Raw genomic sequence first — 22186 nt, 5'->3', positions numbered from 1 at the left:
AGAGGCTAATCCTTGATGATCTCCCGGATTCGCGCGTCCAGTACGTCGATCTGAAAGGGCTTTGTAAGGACGAACATACCGTCGTCCATGCGGCCGCTGCCGACCACGGCATTCTCTGCGTAACCTGTGATGAAAAGCACCTTAAGGTCCGGACGGCTCACGCGCGCCGCGTCCGCCACTTGCCTGCCGTTCATCCCCCCCGGCAAACCGACGTCGGTGATGAGCAAGTCTATTCTTGCGTTCGATTCAAGGACTTTGAGTCCTGCGGGTCCGTCGGCAGCTTCGATCACCGCATATCCGGCTTCAGCCAGCACCTCAGCGATCAGCATCCGGATCGTCGGCTCGTCATCTATGACGAGCACCACTTCTCCCTCGCCTGTCGGCTGCAGGAGGGGTGATAGCAGCGGCTCTTCTTCGATCAGGGCATCTTCCGCATGGCGCGGCAGATAAAGGCACATCGTCGTTCCTTGCCCCACTTCCGATGAGACACTGACCTGGCCACCGGATTGGCGCACGAATCCGTATATCATCGAGAGTCCCAGTCCGGTGCCCTCGCCGAGCGGCTTGGTGGTGAAGAAGGGGTCGAACGCCTTGGCTATGATTTCGGGGGTCATGCCTGATCCCGTATCCGTCACGCACACCGTGACATATTCTCCATCCGGTAAATCCTGCTGGCGTGCTGCGAACCCTTTCAGAGACGTGTTGGCTGTCTCGATCGTCAGCTTGCCGCCGTCAGGCATTGCGTCACGCGCATTGATGCAGAGATTAAGGACGGCGTTTTCAAGCTGGCCGGGATCGGCCAGAATGGGCCATAGCCCGCTGGCGCCGACGACCTCTACGAACACGCCGGGGCCGACGGTCCGTCGAATAAGCTCTTCAAGCCCGCTGATGAGCCGGTTGGCATTGGTGGGCTTTGGATCGAGCGTCTGGCGCCTCGAGAAAGCGAGAAGGCGGTGCGTGAGCGCCGCGGCCCTCTGAACTGCGCCCTGCGCCGCAGTCAAATATCGGTCGAATTCTTCAGTGCGCCCCTGCGCCATGCGAATTTGAATCATCTCCAGGCTACCACTGATGCCGGTCAGAAGATTGTTGAAATCGTGGGCGAGGCCGCCCGTTAGTTGGCCAACCGCCTCCATCTTCTGCGATTGCCGCAGTTGCTCCTCTGTGGCTCGCTTTTCCGTGAGATCACGCGTGACCTTGGCAAAGCCGATCAGTTGGCCTTGCTCATTCCGGATCGCGTCGATGATGACGCTGGCCCAAAAGCGGGAGCCGTCCTTTCGTATACGCCAACCTTCGGCTTCAAAGCGGCCTTCATGCTTCGCGGTTTCAAGGGCGTTGCGCGGAATGCCCGATTGTCGGTCCTCCTCCGAATAGAATTTCGAGAAGTGCTGACCGATGATTTCATCCGCCGTGTAGCCTTTGAAGCGCTCGGCGCCTGCGTTCCAACTGCTTACATGACCTTCGGCGTCCAGCATGTAGATGGCGTAATCGATCACCCCCTGGATTAGCAGGCGGAAGCGCTCCTCGCTTTGACGAAGCTTTTCCTCTGCTGCACGTCGTTCGGTCAGATCGCGAGTAACCTTCGCGAAACCCAAAAAGTTGCCCGTGTGATCGCGAATGGGATCAATGACGACGTTCGCCCAAAACCGGCTGCCATCTTTGCGGACACGCCAGCCCTCCGCTTCGAACCGGCCCACATTTTCCGCGGTTTCCAAGGCAACTTTAGGAATATTCCTTTGACGCTCTTCATCTGTGTAGAAGCGCGAAAAATGCTCGCCTATGATCTCGTTCGGCTCATAGCCCTTCAGCCGAGCTGCACCGGCATTCCAACTCGTCACGCGCCCGGTCGGATCGAGCATGTATATGGCATAGTCGGTAACGCTTTGTACGAGCAATTCGAATTTGTTAACGTTGCTCGCCAGATTCTCAACTTCCGTCATTCTGCTCCATTACGCCTGCTCGCTCAAAATCGAAACGAGAAATGCGGTTCGTCGCTCTGCAGGCAGTATATCCCATCGTCCGTGAACTGCTTGGCTCCAAATACGGCCAAACGAACCTCTACTTGCCGGGCGCTTTACTGGCGTGGGGACCTTCCGTAGCAGGCAATCGATCCAGCTTTGCCAACAGTTCATCGAACTGGTCATCATCAATGATTGGGTAATGCCGAGTAAAGCTGTTGCCCAATCGCCGAAGATCGCTTTCGGTCAGTAAGCCAATCGATACTATTCGCTCAGGCATCCCATTCTCCTGCCCGCTCAACGGACCGTGCACAAAAAAGTGCCACGGCTTTTGATCGAAGGTAATACTGACCTAGGTTTGTAGCGCGCGCTCCCACAGCTTATAGACTTACTCGACTACAAAGTGCCCGGGGGCAGTATGGAAGATCACCTGAAGGCGGCCGCAGACGTGGCGATAATGACGGATGGCGCTCTTCTTCGAATTGCTCGCGCTATCCGGCAGGGAAAGCCGCTGACGTGCCTGGAGCAAGCCGTTCTGGACGAGATCAGGATCAGGAAACTAAAGGCAGTGTGACCAGGAAGGGCGATGCGCCGTTCGCCTGTGCGCGTCAGCCGTCAGCTAAGTGTCGGATCAATCAGGAATTTCTCACCCGTCGCCTTTCGCTCATACGCACGCAGGACATCGGGCTGCAAAGCCTCGGCAAGGCCGATGACCCGCGTATATTTGCTGGCGAAGGTCGTAGTGAGTTCGTCGATGACACGCTTGCGCAACCGCGTTGCCACTTGCTCGCCCGCCCTGCGCAGGTAGGGAAAAAGAAGCCACCCGCCGGCGTTCCATTGAAATCCGAACGCCAGGCGATTGAATACAGCAGGCGCGGGGTCGAGCGCGCCATAGATGTAAAGCTGCTTGGACTTATCAGAGCCATAGCGGCTATATTCGGTCATGGTGCTGACGGCAGCGCGTTCCATCGACGAGAGGATATCGCTCCCTAACGTTCCCCCGCCGATGGCGTCAAAGGCGATCGTTGCGCCGGTTTCCTTCAGCGCCTGAACGAGTTGCAGGCGAAAATCATCGTCTTTGCTGTTGATGACATGGGTCGCGCCGATGTCCCGCAGGATTTGCTTCTGCGTTTCGCTACGGACGATGTCTATAAGTGGAATGCCATCCGCTAGGCAGATTTTCTGTAGCATCTGTCCAAGATTCGATGCGGCGGCCGTGTGGACGATGGCAGTGTGTCCCTCGCTTCGTGCCGTCTCGACGAAGCCCAACGCGGTCAATGGATTGACGAACATCGATGCGCCGTCCGCTGCCGTTGCACCCTCTGGCAAGACAATAACTTCCTTGGCGGCTATCCTTCGATAGTCGGCGTAAATACTCCCGCCCACCATGCCAACTCGCTTGCCCTCAAGTTCCCTAGCATTCCGGCCCGTAGCAACGACTGTTCCAGCGCCCTCATTGCCAATCGGCAGGGATTGGCCGATTCGTCCGCGAATCGCCGCCAGCCGTTCTCGAGGCACGCTCATCTTGATGGCTGGACCTGCCGAAGTGACGGGAAGAGTCACTGAGGATATGTCCGCAGGCCCGAACATCAGGCCCAGATCGCTAGGATTGATCGGAGCCGCTTCGACCCGCACGATAATTTCGTCATCCCCCGGATCGCCGATCGTCATCTCCTCCAGGGTCAGGGTGAGAACGCCGTCGGCATCTATGGTAGAGCGCATTTCACGTCCGGTGAGCGTCATGTTCCACTCCATTCAGGGCTGTTGACAGATGGGGTAGGCGATGACGGTTTTACAAGGCGCTACCGAGAGTAAGTTTGCCGCAGTTGATCTAAGCGCTCGCCGTTGTCATGAAGCAATGTCACGATACGGCGGGTGCGGCGCGCCTGACATCGGACGGAGGGCATCATGAGCACCATCGACACGCGCGAGCATCAGCGATTTCCCACATTGTCACCAGCGCAGGTAGAGACGGCGCGTCGCTTCGCTAGCGGGCCGGAAACCCGCTTTGTGGCTGGCGACACGCTTTATGCGGTGGGCGCAGAGGATGTTCCTGCCTGGCTGGTGCTGGAAGGTTCGATCGAAGTCGTGCGTCGCGATGGTCTGAGCGGGGAAGCGCCGATCACGACCCATCACGCCGGACAATTCAGTGGCGAAGTGAACCAGTTGGCAGGACGACCGTCCATCGCCGCGGGGCGTGCCGGACCTGATGGCTGCCTTGCCCTGCCGTTCGATCCTCCGCATTTGCGCGCGTTGATGGTTGGATCAGCCGACGTCGGGGAAATCGTGATGCGGGCGCTGATCCTTCGGCGCGTCAGCTTGATCGAAGAGGGCGGTGCTGGAACTATCCTGATCGGTGTTCCAGACAGCCCCGATATCTTGCGCCTTCAGGCGTTCCTCAACCGCGGAGGTCTGCCAAACCTCGTACTCGATGTGGATGTCGATGAAGAAGGCCGGGCACTCGTGGAGCGCATGGGTGTGCTGCCGGAGGAATTACCACTGGTGGTGTGTCCGGCCGGACCTGTACTCAAGCGACCCACTGATGAGGAACTGGCCGCATGTCTTGGCATTGTCCCTTCGATCGATCCCGACCGAATTTACGACGTTGCAGTTGTCGGCGCTGGCCCGGCAGGTCTCGCCACCGCCGTCTATGCAGCGTCCGAGGGGCTGTCAGTGATCGTCCTCGATGCGCGCGTGATGGGCGGGCAGGCGGGCGCATCGGCCCGGATCGAGAATTATCTTGGCTTTCCAACAGGGATATCTGGTCAGGCGCTCGCCGGCCGCGCTTTCAATCAGGCGCTGAAGTTCGGGGCGGAAATTGCCATTCCTGTCGCCGTCGAGCGGCTTGAATGCGAGAGCGACAAACTTACGGTCTTTTGCGCCGGGGATCGCCGTATGCAGGCGCGCGTCGTGGTGATCGCATCAGGCGCTCGATATCGAAGGCCGCACGTACCAAACCTTTCGACGTTCGAAGGGGCAGGCGTCTCTTATTGGGTCTCTGCGGTCGAAGCGCGACTGTGTGCGGGGGAGGAGGTCGCCCTTGTCGGCGGTGGCAATTCAGCGGGGCAAGCCGTGGTGTTCCTTGCGCCGCAGGTCAAACGCCTGCATCTTGTAGTTCGGCGAGAGCTTTCGGAAACGATGTCACGCTACCTGATCGACCGCATCGATGCGCTCCCCAATGTAGAAATTCATGTGGGATCAGAGATTGTAGAGCTTGAAGGGGATAGAACGGGCGGCCTCACGGGCGCAATCTTTCGCGACCTAAAAGACGGCACAACACATCGTTGCACGCTGCGTCACCTGTTTCTGTTCATTGGGGCCGATCCCAATGCCGGCTGGGCGCAGGATTGCATTGAAACGGATGGGAAGGGGTTCGTCATTACCGGCCGTGGATCGCTGCCGCTCGAAACAAGCACTGCCGGTGTGTTTGCGATCGGCGATGTGCGCGCCGGTTCAACCAAACGGGTTGCGGCGGCAGTGGGCGAGGGTGCGGCCGTCGTCGCCCAGATCCATGCGATGCTGGCGGAGCGGGCTGCTAAGGACGCGCAATGATCGTTATGCCTTTCACATGCCAATCGCCCTTGGCCAAGAATGCGACAAATATAATCTAAACTGGTTATTTCCACAGCAGAATGTCCAGCATATCCGCTGTAATCGGGGTGGCGTACAAAACAACACTGATATTAAAACCGCAGAACCATTTGGAGTACCCGAAGTGTCCGATTTTTCCACCCGCTACGTCCATCGATGAATTTACAAGCGCGCAAAAAATTAACATTCCTTTCTTTTATAATTGTGAACTTCTTCTTAGTTATAATGGCTTGAATGAGAATCTTAAGCGCAGATAGTTCCAACGAATTTCAACTCGCGCGGCGAGAAGTGGTAAGCTTGTTGCGTCGCGGCGGGTGGAGTAAAAGTGCGCTGGGAGAACCACGGCGCTGGCCGACAAGGTTGCAGCATCTGACAGAAGTTCTGCTCAACAGCCGGGTGCCCGGCTTCATACTTTGCGGACCGCAGCGGATTGTCATCTATAATGGCGCTTTCGCACAATTGCTTGATGCCCGTCATCCCAACGCATTCGGTAAGCCATTTGCTGAAGCATTTCCGGAATCTGAAGAAGCTTCGTACCAGTTTGACGAGGCGTTCGACGGAAAGCCGGGGATAGTCCGAAACTTCTTATGGCCGACAGCCGATCATACCATCCGACCCCCTCATATCTTCGACCTGGAGCTAACCCCGGTAACTGACGACAAGCTCAGGGTTTCGTGGGTCCAGGTTCGCGTCACGAGCTTGAGGACTGATCCAGCCCAATTCGCCACAGACAGGGAGCGTGAGGCTGCTGAAATCGCTGATCCTCCTCTCAAGCTGACGAGAATACTCGAACAAAGCGAAGAAAGGCTGAGGCTTGCCCTGGATGTCGCTGGCCTCGCCATCTGGGACTGGAATGTGAAGACGGGGAAAGTGATCTGGTCGGACGAGCATTACCGGATGGCGGGTTATGAAGTCGGTGAAGTCGAACCTGGTTTAGAGAAATGGGCCGATCGCGTTCATCCAGAGGATCGACTTTCGGCATTGGCAAAACTCAATGAGGCGCGTGAGAGTGGAGTCCCCTATATTCACGAGTTGCGCTTTCAGCATCCAAATGGACGCATCGTCTGGGCGTCAGCTTTTGGCCGCTTCTTCTTTGATGCAGTCGGGGAAGCCGAACGGATGATCGGCGCAATGTACGACATAACGGAGCAGCGATCGGTGACGCAAAGACAACAACTTGTGCTGAGCGAGTTACAGCACCGTTCCCGCAACTTGATTGGCCTCATAGATTCCATCGCGCGTAAAACGCTCATGCGTTCCGCCTCGATGGAGGACTTCGCCATAGATTTGGGGCACCGGCTCAGCGCGTTGGCCCGCGTGCAGGCATTCACGGCACAGATAGAACGGGGAGGGGGCGTGACTTTTCGTGAGTTGCTGCTTTCCGAGCTTTCTGCCCACGGGGCCTTGCTGGATGAAGACGAGTTTGCCGAAAAGGTGACTCTTGAAGGGGAAGCGGATGTGTATCTGTCTCCTGATATGGTGCAGACCTTCGCCCTGGCTCTCCATGAACTTGCAACTAACGCAACTAAATACGGGGCACTGAAGGATCAGGGCCACTTGTTGGTCAGATGGGACGTGCAGGACACGGACAGGGAGGGAGAAACACTCTTGAGCGTGGAATGGCTGGAAAGCGGGGTCGACACGGCCTACGATGCGTCTTCGACTTCTGGGGGATATGGCCGGGAGCTGATCGAACGTGCTCTGCCTTATGAGCTTGGCGCAACGACGTCATATGAGATCGACGCCGGAGTTGTGCGTTGTACGATAGCGCTTCCTATGCTTTCGGTGGGGAAAGGTTCTCCCACCTCCGCAGCCTGAATGTTCGTCACTCAACCGTTTATATTGCACCGGGCTTAATTTTTGCTCTTTCCTACAAAGAACAAAAAGTGAACAATGTCAGCATAAAACGGTTAGGGAGTCGCAGGAAAATGGATATCGATGGACCCACGCTTATGGGTTTCGCTGCCGTGCTGACGAGTATTACCAATCTTATTTCAGTCGTTCAACGAATGAGGCGCGAAAGACATGCGGAGACAACTGCATTGGCCGGCGGAAGAAAAGGATTTGCCTGGTATGACATTTTTTCCAAGTCAAAGATTAAGTCAAAATTGTAAATCATGCAATTGCGAATTTGAGCTATCCTTTTGTTATATATAACGAATGTCCTTTTCTAAGATAATTAGTAAGAACGTGGGTTGCAAATGTTGCAACCGTTCTAAATTAAGTTGATGAGTTGTCTCTTATACGTAATGCTCAGTTGAAGAGGGCGAGACCTATTCTGAGGCAGAATGCTCGCATGTGGCATTTGCCTATTGAAAGGGCTTGCAGTTGCAAGATATTCTGAAGCTGGCCTTTGAAGTACATCGCGTTACCGAAGAGAAGATTGGCGTAATTGACGATCTGACTAGGCGCACCAACACCCTGTCTCTTAACGCTCGAATAGAAGCCACGCGGGCGGGCATTCAGGGATCGGCATTTGCCGTCGTGGCGCAGGAGATGTCTGAATTTGCTAAGGAAGTCGCTTTATTGTCGACAGAGTTACGAAGCGCCATAGGATCGAACATGGCGCGAATAGAAACGGCGGGAGAAAGGATGATGCTCGACTTCCGGGGTGCAAGATTTTCGGATCTCGCGCGGAACGTCGTGGAGATCATGGACCGCAATTTATACGAGCGTTCTTGCGACGTTCGTTGGTGGGCGACTGACAGCGCGGTAGTAGATGCAGTCTGTAGCCAAGATGGCAGCAACGTGCTGGCCCATGCCAGCAATCGGCTCGCGACGATCCTTCGCTCCTATACGGTCTATCTTGACCTGTGGATCGTTGATTTGAAAGGGCGTATTGTCGCCAATGGCCGTGGAGATCGCTACCCGGGCCTCTGTGGAACAGACGTGTCTAGCGCCGAGTGGTTCCAGAAGGCGTTGAAGACGCAGAGTGGCGACGACTTTGCGGTCTGCAACATCAGCCGCAACCCGCTCTTGGAGGATGCTGCGGTCGCGGCCTATTCCACTGCGATCCGCCGTGACGGTGATACCATAGGCGAGCCGGTGGGTGTATTGGGCATATTCTTCGACTGGGAGCCGCAGGCGCAGGCAGTTATCAGCAACATCGCACTCAGCGATGATGAGAAGACCGGAAGCCGGGTCATGCTGCTCGACGCGGGCCTCCGAGTCATAGCATCGTCTGACAAGCGGGGTGTTCTGACGGAAACGTTCAATTTGAAGCCAGATGGCCAGAAGCAGGGGTTCTATACAGATGGCCGGCGGTTGGTATCATTCGCGTTGACACCGGGCTACGAAACCTATGCGGGCCTTGGTTGGTATGGCTGCATCGAAAGCACCGGCTCGCTGTACGCCAATGTCGCTAACGACTGAGGCCGAACGCGTTTCAAAGGCTGCTGCGGTAGCCGTTGACGTCAAACGCCGACAGAAATCTTACCCCGGCGGTGCCGTCGCGTACTCGCACAATTGTGCCCACCATATCGTCAGCGCCAGGCAGCTTTGATATAACCACATCGCCGACGCTGACATGGCCGTAATGGTCGATCAGCATACCGGAACTGGAAATGTTGCGTACCCTGCTTTGAAATGTCGGCACGGTGGGACCGGAGATTTCTGCCGTGCAGCTCAGGTTCTGCCGAGGGGCACGCTCTATGAACGTCTTGGGCTTTAACGCTAGGGCATCAGATCTAGACATGGCGCGTTCCAATTAGGGTTGGTAAACCTTACACCGAAATGGTTGGCACCATATTAATTATGGAGCGCCGGAAATACGCTGAGACTCTCATCGAGAGTTTGATATCCGGCAGAAACATAATGTTACGAAGAGACAATCCAGGCGACATAGACCAGCATTAGGTCAGTCGCGGAGTTGCAAGCGCTCTTGATCCGCTTGTCTCAAAGCGCATTGTCTTGCCTGTGGAGTTCCATGAATACCAATGTCTTGATCGTGGAGGACGATCCCGCGCTCCGCACGTTGCTGACGCGTTCGCTCCAACAAAATGGGTTTTCCGCTAATCCCACAGGCTCGGCGGCGGAAGCATGGGCCGCGCTTGAGGAGGGGGGTGTCGACATCATCGTTCTTGACGTGATGCTTCCCGGTACAAACGGCTTGGACATGTGTCGTGAAATACGCCGGGAAAGAGATGTGCCGATCATCTTCCTCAGCGCGAAGGGAACGGAAGTGGATCGCATCGTTGGCCTGGAAGTGGGAGCCGACGATTATCTGGCCAAGCCCTTTGACACGCGGGAACTGATTGCCCGGATACGAGCAGTCCTGCGGAGAGGTGGCATGGATCGCAGACAGGATGCGGCCGGCTATCGCGAAGCCCATTTTGATGGATGGACTGTCCACTTCCCAAGGCGTCAGCTTCTGTCACCGGCGAACGCTGTCGTCGAACTCACAGGTGCGGAATTCGACCTGCTGACGGCTTTTCTCGAAAATCCGCAAAGGGTCATCGCACGTGAAAAACTGATCGAGTTGTCGAAGGCGAGATTGGGCGATGCCTCCGAACGCAGCATCGACGTCTTGATTAGCCGTCTTCGTCGCAAGATCACTCATGGGAACATGCGTGCGCCGATCGTAACAGTCCGGGGCACCGGGTATATGTTCAGCACGGAAGTCACGCGGGAATAGCTTGTGGCGACGTACTGATTCGATTTTGATCTGCCTCGGCTTCCTCTTGAACGCACAGAAACAATGAGTACGTGTTGTTTAATCATTAGACATGTCGTGGAAATGTATCAGAAACAAACTGTGGCGTTCACGTTACAATTCTGACGAAAGCGCCGAAGCATTGATCTTTTAGGCAGGCAAGCGCCTCTCGGTCTGCTTAGGCCAAGTCATCCCGAATGATCGCCAGCTTGCGGACCTCGCAAGTATAGATAGCGGCAGCGGGATGCAGGATGGAACATTCTTTCCAAAAGGGGATGTTCATGCGTAATTTCTATTTAGCCGCTGGTGCCGCTCTCGCGTGCAGCAGCATACCTGCCTTGGCACAGGAAGCTCCTGCGCCGGTCACGGTCACTGGCAGCGTGGCGCTCGTCTCCGATTACCGGTTCCGCGGCGTATCTCAGTCGGATGAGCAACTGGCCGTGCAGGGTGGCTTCACGGTATCTCATGAAAGCGGCCTTTATGTCGGCACCTGGGGTTCCAACCTTTCCGGGTGGGGTACCTTCGGCGGCGCCAATATGGAATTGGACCTCGTAGCAGGCTACAAGCTGCCGCTGGCCGGCGGTTCACTTGATGTGGGCGCGACCTGGTATATGTATCCGGGCGGTTTCGACAACACGGACTTCATCGAACCTTATGTAAAGCTTTCCGGAACCACGGGTCCGTTGAACCTGCTGGCGGGCGTCGCTTACGCGCCGAAGCAGGAAGCGCTGGGCAACTGGTTCCTGAATGGCACGTCGGCCGGGACTGGCGTGTATGATGTTCCAGGCGACAAGAACGACAACCTCTATATCTGGGGTGATGCATCTGCTGGCGTTCCCAACACCGGCCTGACCGTGAAGGGCCACTTGGGCTATTCGAACGGCAATTCCGGCCTTGGCCCGTTCGCGACGTCGGTTGCACCTACGGGTGAATATTGGGACTGGCTCATCGGTGCAGACTATGCGCTCGGCCCGGTCACGCTGGGTGTGGCTTACGTGGACACCGACATTTCGGGCAGCGAGTCGGCTTACCTACAGGACAGCTTCAGCAAGGGGCAGGACGGTACGGGGTCTATCGCCGACGCAACGGTGGTGTTCTCTGTCACGGCCGCCTTCTAATATGTAACTGAAAGGCGGGCGGTAGCTGCAAGTGCAGTTATCGCCCGCCTTTTTTTGGCCTGCGGTCTGATCGGCTTGCGATTGTTGCTGCTCAGAAAAATTGGGCTCGGCCAAGGGGGGCTTGCCGAGCCCGAGATTGCATGCCGTCGATCTTTGCGTTGAGGGCGCATTCTCCCTATGTTCGTTACACCGCCGTGTCGCTAATTTATGCTACGGCACGCCAGCATTTGAACAGGTGGACCTATATTCCGCTGTTTGCCGCAGCTCGTGACAGGGGAACCTTGCTTAACGCAGCAGGTTCTAAATCATCCTGTGCAACCACAGCCAAGGATACAGTGATGATTTCCGCTACAGGTCCGAATGATCCCAAAGAGTTGGCCGAAAACGAAGATGACACCGAAGAGGCAATGGAGGAGGCACAGAAGGATGCCGCCGAAGAGCGTGAGGAAGAAGGCGGCTATCAATAACGCAGCATTCCCGTCGATGAGAACGCGCAGACGAGCGTGAACAGGATTGCTCACGAAGTAATCGGCGGATTCCTGTCGGACATCGCCACTATAAAGCCGTCGCCAGGCGCGGGTGCGGCGAGCGGTGTCGCCTTGGCAATGGCCTCAGCACTGGCGCGCAAGGCGGTGCTGATGACTCTCAAACATCGTCGCGAGGCTGAACTCTCCCAAGCCGACGGTCGGCTCGCCACTATTGGTGAAGCCGCGCTCGCGTTGGCTGACGAGGACGCCGCGCGGTTTGCGGCGATGTTGGCGGCAAAGCATGAGGGGCCTGCTGCGGCGGATTGCGTGGACGATGAAGCGCAGGCGCTGGATGATCTGGCGAAGCGGATGTTGGCATTGTGCGACGAGGTGGACCTGATCGTGCAGGGTGTTCGGCCTATTATAAATGCGAACATGACGAACGATCTGACGGCAGCGCTTTCCCTCTCCGAAAGTGCCGCCGCAATCCAGCGGGCGAATGCATCTGAGCTTGCGTCGCCAAACTCCTCAGGCGTCTAATAGTGTGGACCCAATTGAGAAGTTGGTCGTTAGCTAGCTTATGTCGCCCGGTTGCCGCGCCATGCGGCGCTCCGCTTGCAATGGAGTAGTTTATGGAATCCCCTGACCCTGATAATCCTGCTCCCGGTGATGTGGGACCACCCGGACCGGCAGGCATCGGCGAAAATATTTGTCCCCGCTGCAATGGCACTGGCGAAGTCGACGGTGAGCAATGCGAATATTGCAACGGCCATGGTAAGGTTATGGAGGGCATCGCGGGCGCTTGATCCACCCTGAGCATTTCAATGCGCGTGCTCTGATCCCAACATGACGGGTGCCTGACCCGGCTGCCACGGTGCGAGCCGAACCATAGCCCCGCAAAAGAGGGGTGATTGGATATGGCATTTAACCCAGGATTGAAGGCGTGGAAGTGGCAGTGAGTCGAAGTGTGCGCGATCTGCCTCTGCAAATTGCCGGATAAAGGGCAGGATGGCGATATCGGAGAGGGACCGCTCGTCCCGAAGCAGATTGATATTGTGTGACAGACGCTCTTCTAAGTTCAGCAGAATGCGGACGGCGGCGGTTCGATGCTCGATAGGGTCGGTATCGTATCGTGTCGCATATTTGTATCGATCCAGATGATATTTGAACGCGCCATCGTTAGTCTCGATCAAAGACGCGGGATCGCCTTCCAGCCACTTTTCGGGATCATGGTTGCCTAGCGCCCAAAGCATGATGTCCAGACTTTCGTCCAGTACCTGCCCATCACCGAGCACAAGCACCGGAACCGTGGCCTTTGGCGAGGCGTCAATCATTGCCTGGGGCTTGTCTGCAAGTTTCACCTCGCGCAATTCGCAGACGGTGCCGCTGACCAGCAGCGCCATGCGTGCCCGCATGGCGTAGGGGCATCTGCGGAAACTGTAGAGAACGGGATAAGGCGGCGTGTTCACGCGTCCGATAATTGCGTCACCAACGCCGCGATTTCTTGAGGCTCTAGTATCCAGGTTCGCGTTTTCCTGCCCTCGCGGAAAACCGGCTGGGTGAGCAACACGCGCGCCTCTTGCTGATGCTGGGGCTTTAACGCGGCGAAGTGACGGGCGCATTCTCGGATGTTGGAGATAAGCGGTGCCTTCCCGTCCAGATCGATCAGTGTTGCGGGTTGATCCCAGGCTATATTCGTCACGGTGGCAGTCCTTGGTTGCTTCGACGCTGGCGTCGGCCTCACTCAAGTCAATGCCCTCTGCATGAACCCCTGGCAAGACATGGCGGCACGACGAAGACGGACGGCGCTCTAGATCATATGCGTCTTCATATCGTCCGGCCCCATCTGCATACCATGGTTGAGGTGCGCCATGATCCAGATCGAGCCGAGCACCACCAGTAAGACGATCAACACTCCAAAGGCCAGCGCAATGACGTTGTTGGTGTTGTCCGGACCCGTTGTGATGTGCAGGAAAAAAACAAGGTGCACGCCCATCTGCGCAATCGCCAGCACCACGATAGCGGCAGGAACCGCTGGGCGCCAGATCATGTCCGTCCAGCCGACCCAAAAGGACGCCGCCGTCAGCAACGCGGCCAAGCCAAGCCCCAGAATGTAACCCCGTGCGCCGCCTATCGGTTCATGCGCGTTGACGTGCTCCTCGCCGGGGGCGCTGTCTTGAAAATCGTCCTCTTCCCTGCTCATATGCCGCTTCCCAGTAGATAGACGATGGAGAAGACACCCACCCAGATGATGTCGAGCGCATGCCAAAACAAATTGAAACACAGCAGCCGCCGCCGGATATTCGGCCGGAAGCCCTTCACGGCAATCTGCGCCATCATGGTGCCCAGCCAGAGCAGTCCTACGCCGACATGTAGGCCATGCAGCCCAACAAGCGCGAAGAAGGCGGACAGGAAGGCGCTGCGTTGCGGCCCCGCGCCCTGTGCTATCAGCTCGGTGAACTCCTGAAGTTCGATGGCTAGGAAAAGCGCGCCGAGGATACCGGTGACGAGAAGCCATAGCTGCGTCGCGCGCATGTCGCGCCTTTCGGCGGCGATACTGCCCAACCCGCAAGTGAAACTGGACAGGAGCAGACATGTCGTCTCGATCGCCACGCGGCCAAGACCGAAGATTTCGCGTCCCGTCGGCCCGCCCGCCGTCTCGCCAGCTAGCACGGCATACGCCGCGAAGAAGGCGGAGAACATGACGATGTCTGACAGCAGGTAAATCCAGAACCCGTAGCTGACAATGACGCGTTTGGACGCCGGACCGCCCTCGCCGTGACCGGTTGCGCCCCTGCCATGGCCTCCATGTCCGCGGCCAAGAGCATAGGGGTCGCTGTGCTGATGACGCGCGCTATGTTCCGCTGGATGGGCGGGCGCGCTGCTCATGCGGGATTTTCCGCACGTTCGGAAAGCCATTGCTGGCGTGCTTCGCGGCGGGCGCGGTCGACGCGTGCAACTTCTTCTGCGGGGATGTCGTATTCCTCAATGTCGCGCCACGCGAACACCACGAACGTGGCATAGGCGCCGACAAAGCCCACGATCGCCAGCCACCAGATGTGCCAGATCAAGGCGAACCCGATCAAAGTCGAGAAGAACGCAGTAATGATGCCGGTCGGCGAATTGCGCGGCATCTCGATCTCCTCATAATCAGGCTCCTCGCCCAACCGCTGCTCTTCAATTGCGCGCTGTTTGACGCCCCAATAGGCTTCTTCACCCTGCACATTGGGCATGACCGCGAAGTTGAAGGCTGGAGGCGGGGAAGGCGTCGACCATTCGAGGCTACGGCCGTCCCAAGGATCTCCCGTCATATCGCGCAACCGCTCGCGGTCGCGGATACTGACGACGAGTTGCACAACTTGGGCCGCCACGCCTACGATCATGAACGCGACGCCCGCCAGCGCCACATGGAGCCAAGGCACCCATTCGTCGACTTCGACATGCTGGAGCCGCCGCGTCATGCCCTCCAGTCCAACGACGTAGAGCGCGCCAAAAGTGAGAACAAAGCCCATCAGCGAAGGCCAGAACGCGATCTTTCCCCAGCGTTCATCCAACGAGAAACCGAACGCCTTGGGAAACCAGAACGTATAGCCTGCAATCACGCCGAACACGACGCCGCCAACGATGACATTGTGGAAATGCGCCACCAGGAACATCGAGTTGTGCAGCATGAAGTCGGCTGGCGGCACGGCGAGGAGAACCCCGGTCATCCCGCCGATGACGAAAGTGACCATGAAGGCGAGGGACCAGAGCATCGGCGTCGGGAAGCGGAGGCGACCGCCATACATCGTGAACAGCCAGTTGTAGATCTTGACCCCTGTCCCAACGGCAATGACCGAAGTGGCAATGCCAAACGCCGCATTCACGTCCGCACCTGCGCCCATCGTAAAAAAGTGGTGAAGCCAGACGCAGAACGATACAATCACGATAAACAGCGTCGCCGCGACCATGGACCGATAGCCGAACAGTGGCTTACCGGAGAAAGTTGAGAATATCTCCGAGAAGATGCCAAACGCGGGCAGGATCAGGATATACACTTCGGGATGGCCCCACGCCCAGATGAGGTTCACGAACATCATCATGTTGCCGCCGGCTTCATTGGTGAAGAAGTGGAAGCCCAGATACCGGTCGAGCGTCAGCATCGCGAGCGTCGCGGTCAGGATCGGGAAGGCCGCGACGATCAGCATGTTCGAGCCCAGCGACGTCCAGCAGAACATCGGCATCCGCAGGTAAGACATGCCCGGCGCACGCATCTTCAGGATTGTCGTGACGAGGTTGATCCCCGACATCAACGTGCCCACCCCCGATATCTGGATCGCCCACAGGTAATAGTCGACGCCTACGCCCGGTGAGTAGGTCGTCTCGCTCAACGGCGCATAGGGAAGCCACCCGGTCCGCGCGAACTCGCCGATGACGAGGCTGACGTTTACCAGCAAGGCGCCTGCCGCCGTCAGCCAGAAACTCACGGAATTGAGTGTCGGGAAGGCCACGTCGCGCACGCCGAGCTGCAACGGTACAACGAAGTTCATCAGTCCGATCACGAACGGCATCGCACCGAAGAAGATCATGATGGTGCCGTGGGCGCTGAAAATCTGGTCGTAATGATCGGGGGGAAGATAGCCCTGCGCGCCACCGACGGCCATCGACTGCTGCGTCCGCATCATGATAGCGTCAACGAAGCCGCGGATCAGCATCAGCAGAGCGAGCATCGTGTACATGACGCCGATCCGCTTATGATCGACGCTCGTGATCCATTCGTGCCAGAGATAGGGCCAATAGCGCTTCTTCGTGACCCACGCGAGGACACCAAGCAAGCCGGCAAACACGACAGCCGCCGCCACGAGCGGAATAGGCTCATCGAAGGGGATGGCCGTCCAATCGAGTTTCCCGAACATCATTTATGCTCCAGCGGCTCTGGCGAAATATTCGGGTCGCGACCGCCGCCTGTGGAGGGGCCAGGTTGCGGTTTGATCTTCTGGCTGACGATCGCTTCGAACAATCCTGGTTGTGTCGCGCGATAGCTAAAAGGTTTCACATTGCTGCTCTGCTTGTAGAGCGCCGCATAGCCCCTCGCGTCGAGCGTCGGGCCTTGCGTCCTCGTGCGGGCTACCCAGTTGGCAAACTCCGTTGGCGGAACTGATCGCACGCCGAAGTTCATGTCGGAAAAGCCATCGCCGCTGAAGTGCGCCGACTGTCCATAGATGGTGCCGGGCCGATCGGCGCGCAGGTTCAACTCCGTCTCCATTCTGTTCATCGTGTAGATCATGGAGCCCAGCCGCGGCACGAAAAAGGTATTCATGACGCTCGCCGAGGTAAGCCTGAAATGCACGGGACGCCCGACGGGGATCATCAACATGTTAACGGTCGCAATCCCCTCGCGCGGGTAGATGAACAACCACTTCCAATCGAGCGAGACGACCTGAACCTCCAGCGGCGGCATGGTGGATTGGATCGGTCGGCGCGGGTCTAGATCATGGCTGCCGACCCAGATCACGCCGCCCAAGAACAGGATCACCAAGATCGGGATCGACCAGACGATCATCTCTATGCGGCCGGAATACACAAAATCGGGGCGGTACTTTGCCTTTGTGTTCCCTTCCCTGAACCACCATGCGAATGCCAAGGTCGCCACGATCGTCGGGATTACGATCGCCAGCATGATGACGAGCGAATTCAGCAGGATGGTCCGGTTTGCGTCTGCAATGGGGCCGTCAGGCGAAAGAATGGTAGCCGGCGAGCAACCGGCTAATGCGAGAGGTAAGCCCATGCTCCGCAAACATATTTTCGCCAAACGAGATGGGACTGCGCGCATCATTGTCCTCCCGGTGGCTTTATGGCGATCGTTGAGTCTCGGCTCTTTATCCTATGTGATCCAGCACCCGCTTGTGCGCTGGTGGCCCTCACATCCGATGAAAGCATTGTGCACGTCGTGCGTCGTCAACGTCAAGGCAGCCCGTTTAGTTCAGCCTGAAGAGGGATAATCTGTGACCCCGCCTCCTGCTTTTTCACCGCAGGACAGCGGTGTTTGGGGCATGAAAAAAGCCGCCGGATTTGCACCCGGCGGCTTCTCATTTTCAGGACGCTGCGTCCCTCATGGTCGCGGCGTCTTCATTCTCATTCCGCGTCGGTTGTCGTGAAGTCTTCACCCTGGATCGCGCCCAGTGGATCGTCACCGATCGCCGCTTCCGGACCCTGCGCCAGTTCGGCGGCATGTTCCTCGGCTGCGGTCTGCGGCGCGATCAGGTGGGCCTGAAGCCCCTTGATCTGCGCGCGCATGGCGGCGTCGCGGCTGGAGGCCGCCACGCGCAGGCGGTTCATACCTGCACCCGTACCGGCCGGGATCAGACGGCCAACGATGACGTTTTCCTTCAGACCGATCAGCGTGTCCTTCTTTCCCTGAACCGCGGCTTCGGTAAGAACGCGCGTGGTTTCCTGGAACGAAGCGGCCGAGATGAAGCTGCGGGTTTGCAGCGACGCCTTGGTGATGCCGAGCAACACGGGCTTGCCGACGGCGGGCTGCTGCCCTGCGGTAAGCTTCGCATTGATCTCGTGCATCTCTTCGGCATCGACCTGCTCGCCAGCGAGCAACGTGGTTTCGCCGCCATCGGTGATCTCGACCTTCTGCAGCATCTGACGAACGATCGTTTCGATGTGCTTGTCGTTGATCTTCACGCCCTGCAGTCGATAGACTTCCTGAATTTCCGACACGAGATATTCGGCCAGTGGCTCGATGCCGAGCACTTCGAGAATATCGTGCGGATCAGGCGAGCCGCCGATCAGGTTGTCGCCGCGCTTCACAAAGTCGCCTTCCTGAACGTCGATCACCTTGCTCTTGGGGATCAGATACTCGACCGGCTCGCCCCCATCCTCGGGACGAATGGCGATCTTGCGCTTCGCCTTATAGTCCTTGAGGAATTCGACGCGACCGCTGATCTTGGCGATGATCGCATTGTCCTTGGGCTTACGCGCTTCGAACAATTCGGCCACGCGCGGCAGACCACCGGTGATGTCACGCGTCTTCGCGGCTTCGCGAGAGACACGCGCCAGCACGTCACCGGCCTGAACGGTCTGGCCGTCCTCGACCGAGAGCGTGGCACCGATAGCGAGCATGTAGCGCGCCGCTTCACCCGAACCGTCGTCCAGCAGGGTCAGGCGCGGACGCAGATCCTCCTTCGTACGGGCGGATCCACGATGCTCCGTGACAACGCGCTGGGCGATACCCGTTGCTTCGTCGGTCTGCTCGGTCAGCGTCTTGCCGTCGATCAGGTCGACATACTTCACGACGCCTGGACGCTCGGTAATCACCGGCATGGTGAACGGATCCCACTCGGCGATACGATCGCCCAGCTTCACCTTTGCATTGTTTTCGAACAGGATCGTCGCGCCGTAAGGCAGACGATGGACCGCGCGTTCGCGGCCTTCCTGATCGATGATCGCCAGTTCACCGTTACGGGCGAGCGACAGGCGACGGCCACGGCTGTCCGTGATCGTCGGCATGTCACGCAGTTCCAGCGTACCGTCGGCAACCGCTTCGAGGTTGGACGTTTCGTTGAGCTGCGCCGCGCCGCCGATGTGGAAGGTACGCATGGTAAGCTGCGTACCCGGTTCACCGATCGACTGGGCCGCGATGACGCCGACGGCTTCACCGATGTTGACCGGCGTACCACGAGCGAGGTCACGACCGTAGCACTTGCCGCAGACGCCCATCTTGCTTTCGCAGATCAGCGGCGAGCGGATTTTCACGGCCTGCGTGCCGATGCCTTCGATCTGCGCGATCAGGGCTTCGTCAAGCAGAGTGCCTTCAGGGATGGCGACGCTGCTGTCCTTTGGATCGACGATATCTTCAGCCGTCGTACGACCGAGGATACGCTCACCAAGCGAGGCAATGACGGTGCCGCCCTGCACAATGGCCTTCATTTCCAGAGCGCGGTTGGTGCCGCAATCTTCCTCGACGATCGTGCAATCTTGGCTGACGTCGACCAGACGGCGAGTCAGGTAACCCGAGTTTGCCGTCTTGAGCGCGGTGTCGGCGAGACCCTTACGGGCGCCATGGGTGGAGTTGAAGTATTCAAGGACGGTCAGGCCTTCCTTGAAGTTCGAGATGATCGGCGTTTCGATGATCTCGCCCGACGGCTTGGCCATCAGGCCACGCATACCGGCAAGCTGCTTCATCTGCGCTTGGCTACCACGAGCACCCGAGTGCGCCATCATGTAGATGGAGTTGATCGGGGCCATGCGGCCATTCTCGTCCTTTGGCTGGGCGCGAATTTCGTCCATCATCGCGTTCGCGACAACGTCACCGCAACGCGACCAGGCGTCGATCACCTTGTTGTACTTTTCCTGCTGCGTGATCAGACCGTCCTGATACTGCTGCTCGTAATCGGCAACCATCGCCTTGGTGTCGTCGACCGTGCCGACCTTCGAGTCCGGAATGACCATGTCATCCTTGCCGAAGGAAATGCCGGCCTGGAACGCGTGGCGGAAGCCCAGCGCCATGATGGCGTCGGCGAACAGCACCGTGTCCTTCTGACCCGTGTGACGATAGACCTGATCGATCACGTCACCGATTTCCTTCTTGGTGAGAAGGCGGTTGATGACGTCGAAGGGCACCTTATGGCTCTGCGGCAGGGTTTCACCCAGCAGCATGCGACCCGGCGTCGTTTCGAAACGCTTCATGTACGACTTGCCGTTTTCATCAGTCTGCGGAACGCGGCTGATGATCTTCGAGTGAAGCGTCACGGCCTTGTTGAACAGCGCCTGATGCACTTCGGGCATGTCGGAGAGCATCATGCCTTCGCCCGGCTCGCCTTCGCGCTCCATGGAAAGGTAATAGATGCCAAGGACCATGTCCTGCGACGGCACGATGATCGGCTTGCCGTTAGCGGGCGAGAGGATGTTGTTGGTGGACATCATCAGCACGCGCGCCTCCAACTGGGCCTCAAGGCTCAGCGGAACGTGGACGGCCATCTGATCGCCATCGAAGTCGGCGTTGAAGGCCGAGCAGACGAGCGGATGAAGCTGGATCGCCTTGCCTTCGATCAGCACGGGTTCGAACGCCTGGATGCCGAGACGGTGAAGCGTGGGCGCGCGGTTCAGCATGACCGGATGCTCGCGGATCACTTCGTCCAGGATGTCCCAGACTTCCTTGCGCTCCTTCTCAACCCACTTCTTCGCCTGCTTCAGGGTCATCGACAGACCCTTGGCATCAAGACGGGCGTAGATGAACGGCTTGAACAGTTCGAGCGCCATTTTCTTAGGCAGGCCGCACTGATGCAGCTTCAATTCCGGACCGGTCACGATCACCGAACGACCCGAATAGTCGACGCGCTTGCCGAGCAGGTTCTGACGGAAGCGGCCCTGCTTGCCCTTCAGCATGTCGGACAGCGACTTCAATGGACGCTTGTTCGCGCCGGTGATGACGCGGCCACGGCGGCCGTTGTCGAACAGCGCGTCGACGGCTTCCTGCAACATGCGTTTTTCATTGCGGACGATGATGTCCGGCGCGCGCAGTTCCATAAGCCGCTTTAGGCGGTTGTTACGGTTGATGACGCGGCGGTACAGATCGTTGAGATCCGAGGTGGCGAAACGACCGCCGTCCAGTGGCACCAGCGGGCGCAGTTCTGGCGGAATGACCGGAACGACGTCCAGGATCATCCATTCCGGGCGGTTGCCGGATTCCAGGAAGCTCTCGACGACCTTCAAACGCTTGATGATCTTCTTGGGCTTCAGTTCCGACTTGGTGACGGCCAGTTCCTCGAGAAGAACCTTCTTTTCGCCTTCCAGGTCGAGGTCGATCAGCATCTGCTTGACCGCTTCGGCACCAATCCCGGCGGAGAAGGCGTCTTCGCCATACTGGTCCTGTGCGTCGAGCAGTTCGTCTTCGTTGAGCAGTTGATACTTGTCGAGCGCGGTGAGGCCCGGCTCGATGACGATGTAGCTTTCGAAGTAGAGGACGCGTTCAAGCTGCTTCAACTGCATGTCGAGCAGCAGGCCGATGCGCGAAGGCAGCGACTTTAGGAACCAGATGTGCGCGACAGGCGCTGCCAGTTCGATGTGGCCCATCCGCTCACGGCGGACCTTCGATACCGTGACCTCGACACCGCACTTTTCGCAGACGATGCCCTTATACTTCATACGCTTGTACTTGCCGCACAGGCATTCGTAATCCTTGATCGGACCGAAGATGCGCGCACAGAACAGGCCGTCGCGCTCAGGCTTGAACGTGCGGTAGTTGATGGTTTCCGGCTTCTTGATCTCGCCGAAGGACCAGGAGCGGATACGCTCTGGCGAGGCGAGACCGATCTGGATCTGGTCGAAGGTTTCCGGCTTTACGACCGGGTTTGCGAAGTTGGTCAGTTCGTTCATTTTCAAATTCCCTCAGGAGGGTAAAATATCGGAGCGGGG

Annotated in this window: 20 protein-coding genes; 9 read left to right on the top strand and 11 right to left on the bottom strand. The window is 57.9% G+C overall.

What is annotated here, in order from left to right; genetic code table 11:
• Positions 1 to 5: 5 nt before the first annotated feature.
• The 3 genes from C1T17_RS12125 to C1T17_RS12115 form a co-directional block, all read right to left on the bottom strand.
• Entirely contained in the window at positions 6 to 1937 is a 1932-nt protein-coding gene (locus C1T17_RS12125) for a PAS domain-containing sensor histidine kinase (protein ID WP_104953667.1), read from the bottom strand.
• A 118-nt stretch (positions 1938 to 2055) separates the two neighbouring features.
• Entirely contained in the window at positions 2056 to 2235 is a 180-nt protein-coding gene (locus C1T17_RS12120; RefSeq protein WP_189338327.1) for a hypothetical protein, read from the bottom strand.
• A gap of 335 nt (positions 2236 to 2570) precedes the next feature.
• Entirely contained in the window at positions 2571 to 3698 is a 1128-nt protein-coding gene (locus tag C1T17_RS12115; RefSeq protein WP_104953665.1) for a zinc-binding dehydrogenase, read from the bottom strand.
• Between the two features lie 165 nt (positions 3699 to 3863).
• Between C1T17_RS12115 and C1T17_RS12110 the strand changes: the two genes are divergently transcribed.
• From C1T17_RS12110 to C1T17_RS12100, 4 genes are all read left to right on the top strand, one after another.
• Positions 3864 to 5507, top strand: coding sequence for an FAD-dependent oxidoreductase (locus C1T17_RS12110; RefSeq protein WP_104953664.1), 1644 nt, complete (start codon positions 3864 to 3866; stop codon positions 5505 to 5507).
• Positions 5508 to 5906: 399 nt separating this feature from the next.
• The gene (locus C1T17_RS12105) at positions 5907 to 7364 is read left to right on the top strand and encodes a sensor histidine kinase (protein WP_189338326.1); all 1458 of its coding nucleotides are present in this window, start codon (positions 5907 to 5909) and stop codon (positions 7362 to 7364) included.
• 110 nt (positions 7365 to 7474) lie between these two features.
• Positions 7475 to 7660, top strand: coding sequence for a hypothetical protein (locus C1T17_RS21330; protein ID WP_189338325.1), 186 nt, complete (start codon positions 7475 to 7477; stop codon positions 7658 to 7660).
• 208 nt (positions 7661 to 7868) lie between these two features.
• On the top strand, positions 7869 to 8918 hold the full coding sequence (locus tag C1T17_RS12100) for a methyl-accepting chemotaxis protein (RefSeq protein WP_223262569.1): 1050 nt from the start codon (positions 7869 to 7871) through the stop codon (positions 8916 to 8918).
• A gap of 13 nt (positions 8919 to 8931) precedes the next feature.
• On the opposite strand, the gene C1T17_RS21030 is transcribed toward C1T17_RS12100, so the two are convergent.
• Entirely contained in the window at positions 8932 to 9240 is a 309-nt protein-coding gene (locus C1T17_RS21030; RefSeq protein ID WP_145958997.1) for a PilZ domain-containing protein, read from the bottom strand.
• Positions 9241 to 9471: 231 nt separating this feature from the next.
• Between C1T17_RS21030 and C1T17_RS12095 the strand changes: the two genes are divergently transcribed.
• From C1T17_RS12095 to C1T17_RS21325, 5 genes are all read left to right on the top strand, one after another.
• Positions 9472 to 10179: a response regulator gene (locus C1T17_RS12095; protein WP_104953662.1), complete on the top strand. Its 708-nt coding sequence runs from the start codon at positions 9472 to 9474 to the stop codon at positions 10177 to 10179.
• A gap of 299 nt (positions 10180 to 10478) precedes the next feature.
• Positions 10479 to 11315 (top strand): TorF family putative porin, encoded by an 837-nt coding sequence (locus C1T17_RS12090; RefSeq protein WP_104955190.1) that lies wholly within the window; start codon positions 10479 to 10481, stop codon positions 11313 to 11315.
• 140 nt (positions 11316 to 11455) lie between these two features.
• On the top strand, positions 11456 to 11782 hold the full coding sequence (locus C1T17_RS21025; protein WP_145958996.1) for a hypothetical protein: 327 nt from the start codon (positions 11456 to 11458) through the stop codon (positions 11780 to 11782).
• Positions 11783 to 11818: 36 nt separating this feature from the next.
• Positions 11819 to 12322 (top strand): cyclodeaminase/cyclohydrolase family protein, encoded by a 504-nt coding sequence (locus tag C1T17_RS12085; RefSeq protein WP_189338324.1) that lies wholly within the window; start codon positions 11819 to 11821, stop codon positions 12320 to 12322.
• Between the two features lie 92 nt (positions 12323 to 12414).
• Positions 12415 to 12588 (top strand): hypothetical protein, encoded by a 174-nt coding sequence (locus tag C1T17_RS21325; protein WP_189338323.1) that lies wholly within the window; start codon positions 12415 to 12417, stop codon positions 12586 to 12588.
• 15 nt (positions 12589 to 12603) lie between these two features.
• Here C1T17_RS21325 and C1T17_RS12080 read toward each other — a convergent pair whose 3' ends face one another.
• The 7 genes from C1T17_RS12080 to rpoC all read right to left on the bottom strand — a co-directional run bounded on the left by C1T17_RS12080 (position 12604) and on the right by rpoC (position 22147).
• Positions 12604 to 13251, bottom strand: a complete 648-nt coding sequence (locus C1T17_RS12080) for a glutathione S-transferase (protein WP_223262568.1) — start codon at positions 13249 to 13251, stop codon at positions 12604 to 12606.
• Complete coding sequence (locus C1T17_RS12075) at positions 13248 to 13484, bottom strand: hypothetical protein (protein ID WP_104955189.1); 237 nt, start codon at positions 13482 to 13484, stop codon at positions 13248 to 13250. Before C1T17_RS12075 ends, C1T17_RS12080 begins: the two co-directional genes overlap by 4 nt.
• 108 nt (positions 13485 to 13592) lie before the next feature.
• Positions 13593 to 13985, bottom strand: coding sequence for a cytochrome o ubiquinol oxidase subunit IV (gene cyoD / locus C1T17_RS12070; RefSeq protein WP_104953659.1), 393 nt, complete (start codon positions 13983 to 13985; stop codon positions 13593 to 13595).
• Positions 13982 to 14671 (bottom strand): cytochrome o ubiquinol oxidase subunit III, encoded by a 690-nt coding sequence (gene cyoC / locus C1T17_RS12065; protein ID WP_104953658.1) that lies wholly within the window; start codon positions 14669 to 14671, stop codon positions 13982 to 13984. The genes cyoD and cyoC overlap by 4 nt, the downstream gene beginning before the upstream one ends.
• Positions 14668 to 16677, bottom strand: a complete 2010-nt coding sequence (gene cyoB, locus C1T17_RS12060) for a cytochrome o ubiquinol oxidase subunit I (protein ID WP_104955188.1) — start codon at positions 16675 to 16677, stop codon at positions 14668 to 14670. Before cyoB ends, cyoC begins: the two co-directional genes overlap by 4 nt.
• A complete protein-coding gene (gene cyoA / locus C1T17_RS12055) occupies positions 16677 to 17549 on the bottom strand; it encodes a ubiquinol oxidase subunit II (protein WP_223262567.1) in 873 nt (290 codons plus the stop codon). The genes cyoB and cyoA overlap by 1 nt, the downstream gene beginning before the upstream one ends.
• A gap of 347 nt (positions 17550 to 17896) precedes the next feature.
• Positions 17897 to 22147 carry a DNA-directed RNA polymerase subunit beta' gene (gene rpoC / locus C1T17_RS12050; RefSeq protein ID WP_104953656.1) on the bottom strand — a complete coding sequence of 1417 codons (4251 nt, stop codon included), beginning with the start codon at positions 22145 to 22147 and terminating at the stop codon, positions 17897 to 17899.
• Between the last annotated feature and the right edge of the window lie 39 nt (positions 22148 to 22186).

Source organism: Sphingobium sp. SCG-1, from assembly GCF_002953135.1.
Taxonomy (GTDB): Bacteria; Pseudomonadota; Alphaproteobacteria; order Sphingomonadales; family Sphingomonadaceae; genus Sphingobium.
This window is presented reverse-complemented; position numbering and strand designations above follow the sequence as displayed.

Coding starts and splice junctions, on each gene's coding strand:
- C1T17_RS12125 (WP_104953667.1), bottom strand. CDS start 1,937: ATGACGGAAGTTGAGAATCTGGCGAGCAACGTTAACAAATTCGAATTG.
- C1T17_RS12120 (WP_189338327.1), bottom strand. CDS start 2,235: ATGCCTGAGCGAATAGTATCGATTGGCTTACTGACCGAAAGCGATCTT.
- C1T17_RS12115 (WP_104953665.1), bottom strand. CDS start 3,698: ATGACGCTCACCGGACGTGAAATGCGCTCTACCATAGATGCCGACGGC.
- C1T17_RS12110 (WP_104953664.1), top strand. CDS start 3,864: ATGAGCACCATCGACACGCGCGAGCATCAGCGATTTCCCACATTGTCA.
- C1T17_RS21330 (WP_189338325.1), top strand. CDS start 7,475: ATGGATATCGATGGACCCACGCTTATGGGTTTCGCTGCCGTGCTGACG.
- C1T17_RS21030 (WP_145958997.1), bottom strand. CDS start 9,240: ATGTCTAGATCTGATGCCCTAGCGTTAAAGCCCAAGACGTTCATAGAG.
- C1T17_RS12095 (WP_104953662.1), top strand. CDS start 9,472: ATGAATACCAATGTCTTGATCGTGGAGGACGATCCCGCGCTCCGCACG.
- C1T17_RS12090 (WP_104955190.1), top strand. CDS start 10,479: ATGCGTAATTTCTATTTAGCCGCTGGTGCCGCTCTCGCGTGCAGCAGC.
- C1T17_RS21025 (WP_145958996.1), top strand. CDS start 11,456: ATGCCGTCGATCTTTGCGTTGAGGGCGCATTCTCCCTATGTTCGTTAC.
- C1T17_RS21325 (WP_189338323.1), top strand. CDS start 12,415: ATGGAATCCCCTGACCCTGATAATCCTGCTCCCGGTGATGTGGGACCA.
- cyoD (WP_104953659.1), bottom strand. CDS start 13,985: ATGAGCAGGGAAGAGGACGATTTTCAAGACAGCGCCCCCGGCGAGGAG.
- cyoC (WP_104953658.1), bottom strand. CDS start 14,671: ATGAGCAGCGCGCCCGCCCATCCAGCGGAACATAGCGCGCGTCATCAG.
- cyoB (WP_104955188.1), bottom strand. CDS start 16,677: ATGTTCGGGAAACTCGATTGGACGGCCATCCCCTTCGATGAGCCTATT.
- cyoA (WP_223262567.1), bottom strand. CDS start 17,549: ATGGGCTTACCTCTCGCATTAGCCGGTTGCTCGCCGGCTACCATTCTT.
- rpoC (WP_104953656.1), bottom strand. CDS start 22,147: ATGAACGAACTGACCAACTTCGCAAACCCGGTCGTAAAGCCGGAAACC.